Annotated in this window: 1 protein-coding gene; it reads left to right on the top strand. The window is 76.7% G+C overall.

What is annotated here, in order from left to right; genetic code table 11:
• A partial coding sequence (locus tag V7E46_RS30605; protein WP_333771456.1) for an amino acid adenylation domain-containing protein occupies window positions 1–8,107 on the top strand: 8,107 nt, incomplete at both ends.

The following is an 8,107-nucleotide window of genomic DNA, read 5'->3' as shown; positions in this document are numbered from 1 at the left end:
CACCCGCCCCGCGGTCGCGCCCGCCGCCGACCGGCCCGAGAGGATCGCGCTGTCGGCCGCCCAGCGCCGGCTGTGGCTCGTCGGGCAGCTGGCCGACGGCGGAGCGGCGTACAACTTCCCGCTGGTCGTGCGGCTGCGCGGCGCGCTGGACACCGGCGCGCTGCGACAGGCGCTGCGCGATGTCACCGGGCGGCACGAGGCGCTGCGCACGCTCGTCGGGGAGCACGGGGGAGCGCCCTACCAGCGCGTCCTGACCGCCGCCGAGGCCGAGCCCGGCTTCACCGTGACCGACTGCGCGCCGGACGCGCTCGCCGGCCTGATCGGGGCGGCCCAGCGCCGCCCCTTCGACCTGGCGCGCGAACTGCCGCTGCGGGCCGAGGTGTTCCGCCTCGGCCCCACCGACCACGCGGTCGCGCTGGTGCTGCACCACATCACCACCGACGAGTGGTCCGACCGGCCCTTCCTGGCCGACCTGAACACCGCCTACGCGGCGCGCACGGCGGGCCGGGAACCGGCATGGCCGGCGCTGCCCGTGCAGTACGCCGACTACACGCTGTGGCAGGAGCGCCTGCTCGAAGACGTCGGCGCGGCGCAACTCGCCTACTGGACGCAGGCGTTGGCCGACCTGCCGGAGGAGATCGCGCTGCCGCTCGACCGGCCGCGCCCCGCCGCGCCCACCGGCCGCGGCGGCACGGTGCGCCGCGAGGTGCCGCAGGACGTGGGCCGGGCGCTGCGCGAGCTGTCCGGCGCGACCGGCACCAGTATGTTCATGGTCCTCCAGGCGGCCACGGCCGCGCTGCTGCACCGGCTCGGCGCGGGCGAGGACATCCCGCTGGGCGCGCCCATCGCCGGGCGCACCGACAGCGCCCTGGACGACCTGGTCGGCTTCTTCGTCAACACCCTCGTGCTGCGCACCGACCTGTCCGGCGACGGCCTGACCTTCCGGCGCCTGCTCGCCCGGGTGCGGGAGTCGGCACTGGCCGCCTTCGAGCACCAGGACCTGCCCTTCGACCGGATCGTGGAGGCGGTCAACCCGCCGCGTGTGGCGGGCCGCAACCCGCTGTTCCAGGTGATGCTGGGCTACCACTACCGCCCCGACGGCGACCCGGACCTGCTCGGGCTGCCGACCCAGTGGTCCGCCACGGAGAACGGCACGGCCAAATTCGACCTCGACGTCACCTTCGTGGACGCCGGCGACGCGGGCGGCCCGATCACCCTGCTGCTCGAATACGCCGCCGACCTTGCCGACCCGGACACCGCGGCCCTGCTCGCCGAACGGCTGGTGCTGCTGCTGCGCCAGGCCGCGCGGACCCCGGACGCGCCGCTGGCCGCCCTCGATGTGCTCACCCCCGCCGAGCGCGAGGCCGCCGCCGGCGGCTGGAACGCCACCGCCCGCCCGGTCGGGACCCGCGCCGTCCCCGAGATCCTCGCGGACACCGCACGGGCGCACCCCGGCCGTACCGCCCTGGTCACCGCGGCCGGGCGGCTGACCTTCGCCGAACTGGCCGCCAGGGCCGAGTCCATCGCCGCGCTGCTGCGCGGGCGCGGCGCCACCGACGGCACGGTGGTGGGCCTGGCCCTGCCCCGGCACGAGATGGTGCCCGCGGTGCTGGGCGTGCTCCGCGCGGGCGCGGCGTATCTGCCGCTGGACCCCGGCCTTCCGGCCCACCGGCTGGAATTCATGCTGCGCGACGCGGCCCCCGCGCTGCTGCTGACCACGGCGGAAGCGGCGGACCGGCTGCCCGCGGCCGACGGCGTCGTACGCCTGCTGCTGGACGGCCCGCTGCCGCCCGCCGCGCACCCCGCGCCGCGCACGTACCACCCGCAGTCGGCCGCGTACACGATCTACACCTCCGGCTCCACCGGCACCCCCAAGGGCGTCGTCGGCACCCACCGCGGTCTGAGCAACCTCTACGCCGCGCACCTGCGCGACCTGCTGGAACCTGCTGTACGCGACACCGGGCGGGCGGCGCTGCGCGCCGTCCACGCCGCCTCCTTCAGCTTCGACGGCTCCTGGGAGCCGCTGCTGTGGCTGCTGGCCGGCCATGAGCTGCACGTCGTGGACGAGGCCACCATGCTGGACCCGGCCGCGCTGCTGGGCTACCTGGACGAGCACGGCATCGACTTCGTCGACCTCACCCCCACCTATCTGCGCGAGCTGCTCCACCACGGCTTCCTCGCCCCCGGCAGCCGCACCCCCGCCGTCATCGCCGTGGGCGGCGAGGCCACCCCGGCGGCCCTGTGGCAGCGGCTCACCGCGACTCCCGGCACCGCCGTCCACGACCTGTACGGCCCCACCGAGTGCGCCGTGGACGCGTACGGCTGGCACGGCGGCGGCACCGGGCGGCCCGCCTGGGCCGCCCCGCTCGACAACATCCGCGCCCATGTGCTGGACGACCGGCTGCGGCCCGCCCCCATCGGCGTCCCCGGTGAGCTGTACCTCGCCGGCGAAGGCCTCGCCCGCGGCTACCTCGGCCGGCCGGCGCTCACCGCCGAGCGGTTCGTCGCCAGCCCCTACGACGGCCCCGGCGCGCGTATGTACCGCACCGGCGACCTCGTGCGCCGCCGCCCCGACGGCACCCTGGTCTTCCTCGGCCGGGCCGACGACCAGGTCAAGCTGCGCGGCTTCCGTATCGAACCCGGCGAGATCGAAGCCGTCGTGACGGCGCACCCGGACGTCTCGGCCGCCGCCGTCGTGGTGCGCGAGGACACGCCCGGCGTGCCGCGGCTCGTCGCCTACGTGGTGCCCGCGACCGGCCGCACGCCCGCTCCGGCGGCCCTGCGCGCCCACGCGGGGGCGTCGCTGCCCGACCACATGGTGCCCGCCGCCTTCGTCGCCCTCCCCGTACTGCCGCGCACCGTCAGCGGCAAGCTCGACCACGACGCGCTGCCCGGCCCGGACTTCGCCGGGGCGGTCGGCGGACGCCTGCCGCGCACGCCGCGCGAGGAGGTGCTGTGCGAGCAGTTCGCGGCCGTCCTCGACGTGGACGGGATCGGCGTCGACGACGACTTCTTCGCCCTCGGCGGCCACTCGCTGCTCGCCATGCGGCTGGTCAGCCGGATCCGGACGGTGCTGGGCGCCGAGGTGCCGCTGCGCGCGGTCTTCGACACCCCCACCGCGGCCGGGCTCGCCGCCGCCATGGACGCCGCGCACGGCCCCGCCCGCCCCGCGCTCACCACCGGGCGGCCCCGCCCGGCCCGGCTGCCGCTGTCCTCCGCCCAGCAGCGGATGTGGGTGCTGCACCAGGTGGGCGGCGCCGACACGGCGGACGCCGCCGAGCCGGCCTACAACATCCCGGCCGCCTGGCGGCTGAGCGGCCCGCTCGACCGGCCCGCGCTGGAGGCGGCGGTCAACGACATCGTCGCCCGGCACGCCGCCCTGCGCACCCTCTTCCCGGCCGAGGACGGCCTGCCCCACCAGCACGTGCTGGAACCCGGCCAGGCCCGGGTCACCCTCCGGGACGCGCCCTACGACCGGTTCGCGGAGCACATCCGGCACCGCTTCGACCTGGAGCGCGAACTCCCGCTGCGGGCCACGCTCTTCGCGGCCGGCCCCGACGAGCACGTCCTGCTGCTCCTGCTGCACCACATCGCCACCGACGAGTGGTCCGACCGCCCGCTGCTCGCCGACCTGAGCGCCGCCTACGCGGCGCGCGCCGCGGGCCGCGCGCCCGAGCTGGCACCGCTGCCGGTGAGCTACGCCGACTACACGCTCTGGCAGCGCGACCTGCTCGCGGACACCGGCGAGGACCTGCTCGCGTACTGGACCGGGACGCTGCGCGGCCTGCCCGCGGAGATCGCCCTGCCCACCGACCGGCCGCGCCCCCCGCTGCCGGTCCGCGGCGGCGGCACCGTCGGCTTCACCGTCGGGCCCGGCCTGGAGCGCGGCCTGCGCGAACTGGCCCGGCACGAGGGCGCCAGCATGTTCATGGTCGTCCAGGCGGCCGTGGCCGCCCTGCTGCACCGGCTCGGCGCGGGCGACGACATCCCGCTCGGCGCACCGGTCTCGGGGCGTACCGACGAAGCGCTGGACGACCTCGTCGGCTTCTTCGTCAACTCCCTGGTCCTGCGCACCGACCTGTCGGGTGCCCCGGACTTCGCCACCCTGCTGCGCCGGGTCAGGGAGACCGACCTGGCCGCGTACGAGCACCAGGACCTGCCCTTCGACCGGCTGGTCGAGGCAATGGGCCCGGAGCGCTCGCCGTCCCGGCACCCGCTCTTCCAGGTGATGGTCGTCCACCTCGCCGCCCCCGGCGGCACACCCGACCTGCCGGGACTGGCCGTCCGGCCGGAGCCGGCCGAACAGGGGACCGCCAAGTTCGACCTCAGCTTCGACTTCGTCGAGCAGGGCGAGGGCCGCGGCGTCCAGGGCTGGATCGACTACAGCGCCGACCTCTTCGACCGCGGCACCGTCGAACTGATGGCGCGCCGGCTGCTCGGCGTGCTCGAACAGGCGGTGGCCGACCCGCGCCGCCCGCTCGCGCGGCTGGACGTCCTCGACGCGGACGAGCGGACGAAGGTCCTCAGCACCTGGAACGACACCGGCCACGAGGTCGCCGCCACCACACTGCCCGAGCTCTTCCGCGCCCAGGCCGCCCGCACCCCGTCGGCGACCGCGCTGGTCTCCGAGGGCGCCACCCTGACCTACGCCGAGCTCGACGCCCGCGTCGAGCGGCTGGCGGGCGCCCTGGCGGCCGCGGGAGCCGGCCCCGGGCGCACCTGCGCGGTCGCCCTGCCGCGCTCGGCGGCGCTGGTGGTCGCGCTGCTCGCGGTGCACCGGGCCGGCGGTGCCTACCTGCCGCTGGACGCCGGCTACCCGGCGGAGCGGCTGGCCTTCATGCTGGCCGACGCCCGGCCCGTGTGCGCCGTCACCGCCGCGGGGGCCGCGGTCCTCGACCCGGACACCCCGCGCCTGGAGGTGGACGCCGGCGGCGCGGTCGCCGACGGCACGCCGCGGGCGCCGCTGCCCGCGTCCCACGACCCGCGCCACCCCGCGTACGTGATCTACACCTCAGGCTCGACCGGCCGCCCCAAGGGCGTCGTCGTCCCGCACGAGGGGATCGTGAACCGGCTGGCCTGGATGCAGGCGCGATACGGCCTCACGGCCGACGACCGGGTGCTGCAGAAGACCCCGTCGAGCTTCGACGTGTCGGTGTGGGAGTTCTTCTGGCCGCTGACCACCGGCGCGACCCTGGTGGTGGCCCGGCCGGACGGCCACCGCGACACGGCCTACCTCGCCGCCCTCGTCCGGGAACAGGCGGTCACCGTCGCGCACTTCGTACCGTCGATGCTCCAGGCCTTCCTCGACGACCCGGCCGCCGCCCGCTGCACCGGCCTGCGGCAGGTGATGTGCAGCGGCGAGGCACTGCCCGCGCCGCTGGCCCGCCGCTTCCGGCGGACGCTCGGCGCGGCCCGGCTGCACAACCTCTACGGACCCACCGAGGCGTCCGTCGACGTCACCGCCCACGAGGTCGCCCCCGGCGCGCAGGCCGTCCCCATCGGCCGTCCGGTGTGGAACACCAGGACCTACGTCCTGGACGCCGCGCTGGGCCCGGTGCCGCCCGGCGTACCGGGGGAGCTGTACCTCGCCGGCGTCCAGCTGGCGCGCGGCTACCTCGGCCGGGCGGCCCTGACCGCCGAGCGCTTCACCGCGGACCCCTACGGCCCCGCGGGCACCCGGATGTACCGCACGGGCGACCTGGCGCGCTGGAACCGGCAGGGCGAGCTGGAGTATCTGGGCCGGGCCGACGACCAGGTCAAGCTGCGCGGCTTCCGTATCGAACCCGGCGAGACCGAGGCCGTCCTGACGCGCCGTCCGGACGTCGCCCGCGCCGCCGTCGTCGTCCGCGACGAGCGCCTGGTGGCCTACGTCGTCCCGGCCGCGGGGAGCACGCCGGACCCGGCGGAGCTGCGCGCCCGCACCGCCGCCGTGCTGCCCGGCCACATGGTCCCCGCGGCCGTCCTCGTCCTGGACGCCCTGCCGCTCACCGCGAACGGCAAGCTGGACCGCCGCGCCCTGCCCGCGCCCGACTTCGCAGCCGTGGTGTCGGCCGCGCTGCCCGCGACACCACGCGAGGCGCGGCTGTGCGCGCTGATCGCCGCGGTCCTCGGGCTCGAACGCGTCGGCCCGGGCGACGACTTCTTCGCGCTCGGCGGCGACAGCATCGGCGCCCTGCAACTGGTCGGCCGCAGCCGCGCCGCGGGGCTGCTGATCTCCCCGCGCGACGTCTTCCTGCACAAGAGCGCCGCAGCGCTGGCCGCCGCCGCCTCCGACGCGGTACGCCCTGAGGGCCACGACGGTGGCGCGGACGCCGGGCTGCTGGACCTCACCGAGGCCGAGCGCGCCGAAGTGCGCGGCCTCGGCGACGCCGCCCTGCTGCCGCTCTCGCCGCTCCAGGCGGGCCTGCTCTTCCACGCCTCCTTCGACTCCGGCGAGCAGGGTCCCGACGTCTACACCGTCCAGGTGTCCTACGACCTCGAAGGCCCGCTGGACGCCGACCGCCTGCGCGCGGCCGGGCAGGCCCTGCTCGACCGGCACGAAAGCCTCAGGTCCGGCTTCCGCTACCTGTCCACCGGACGTCCGGTGGCCGTCGTGCCGCGCGGCGTGCCGCTGCCCTGGCGGCACGTCGACCTCACCGCGGGCGAGGCCGGCTGGGAGCGGCTGCTGCTCCAGGAGCGGCGGCGCTTCGACCCCGCGCAGCCGCCCCTGCTGCGGCTGCTGCTCGCCCGGCTGGCCGACGGCAGGCACCGCCTGGTCCTGTCCCACCAGCACCTGCTGCTCGACGGCTGGTCGGTGCCGCTGCTGACGGCCGAGCTGTCCCGGCTGTACGAGGGCGGCCCGGCGGAACCGCCCGCCGCCGCCCCCTACCGGGACTACCTGCGCTGGCTCGCCCGGCAGGACACCGCGGCCTCCGCCGCCGCGTGGGCCGGCGCCCTCGACGGCCTCGACGAGCCGGCCCGGCTCGTCCCGGCCGACCCCAACCGGGCCCCGGCCGTCCCGCGCACCCACACCGTGGAGGTGGACGCCGTCCTCACCGATGCCCTCACCGCGCTCGCCCGCAGCCGCGGCCTGACCCTCAACACCCTGGTGCAGGGCGCCTGGGGCATCCTGCTGTCCCGGCTCACCGGCCGTGACGACGTGGTCTTCGGCGCCACCGTGGCCGGGCGCCCCCCGGAGCTGGACGGTGTCGAGTCCATGATCGGCCTGTTCATCAACACGGTCCCGGTGCGGGTGCTGATCCGCGACGGCGAACCGGTCGGCGACTTCCTGGACCGCCTCCAGGACGAGCAGTCCCGGCTCATCGACCACCAGTACCTGGGGCTGGCCGACATCCAGCGCGCGGCGGGCCTCGGCGAACTCTTCGACACCCTCGTCGTCTTCGAGTCCTACCCGGTCGCCGACGACGACGGCGCGAGCGGGCCGCGGATGACCGTCCGCGACCACGAGGACTCCACCCACTACCCGTTCGCCTGGGCGGTGGAGCCCGCCGAGAGGCTGCGGCTGACCGCCGAATACCGGTCCGACCTCTTCCCGCCCGAGGCCGCCGCGCGGACGGCGGCCTCGATGGTCGCCCTCCTCAAGGCGATGACGGCCGCCCCCGGCCGGCCCGTCGGCCGCCTCGACGCCCTCACCCCCGCCGACCGCGGGACGGTCCTGCACACCTGGAACGACACGGCCCTGCCTGCGGCCCCCGGCAGCCCCGGCACCGTCCCGGCGCTCTTCGCCGCCCAGGCCGCGGCCACCCCCGACGCGACGGCCGTCACCGACGCGGCGGTCAGCCGGACCTTCGCCGAACTGCACCGGCGCGCGGACCGGTTGGCCCGGGTGCTGGCCGCCCGCGGGGCGGGCCCCGAGCGCATCGTGGCGCTGTCCCTGCCGCGGACCGCCGACCACATCACGGCCATCCTCGCGGTCCTGGCTTCGGGCGCCGCCTATCTGCCGCTGGACGCGGACCTGCCCGCCGACCGGCTGCGCGACATGCTCGCCGACGCCCGCCCGGTCCTGGTCCTCACCACCGAGGACCGCGACGCGGCCTTCGCGCCGCTCGGCGTCCCCCGGCTGCTGATCGAGCGGACCGACGGCCTCCCGCAGCGCGAACCCCAGGCC

The sequence above is a fragment of the Streptomyces sp. IBSBF 2435 genome (genome assembly GCF_036815005.1).
Classification (GTDB): Bacteria; Actinomycetota; Actinomycetes; order Streptomycetales; family Streptomycetaceae; genus Actinacidiphila.
The sequence above is the reverse complement of the archived record's forward strand: the minus strand, read 5'-3'. Positions and strand labels throughout refer to the sequence as shown.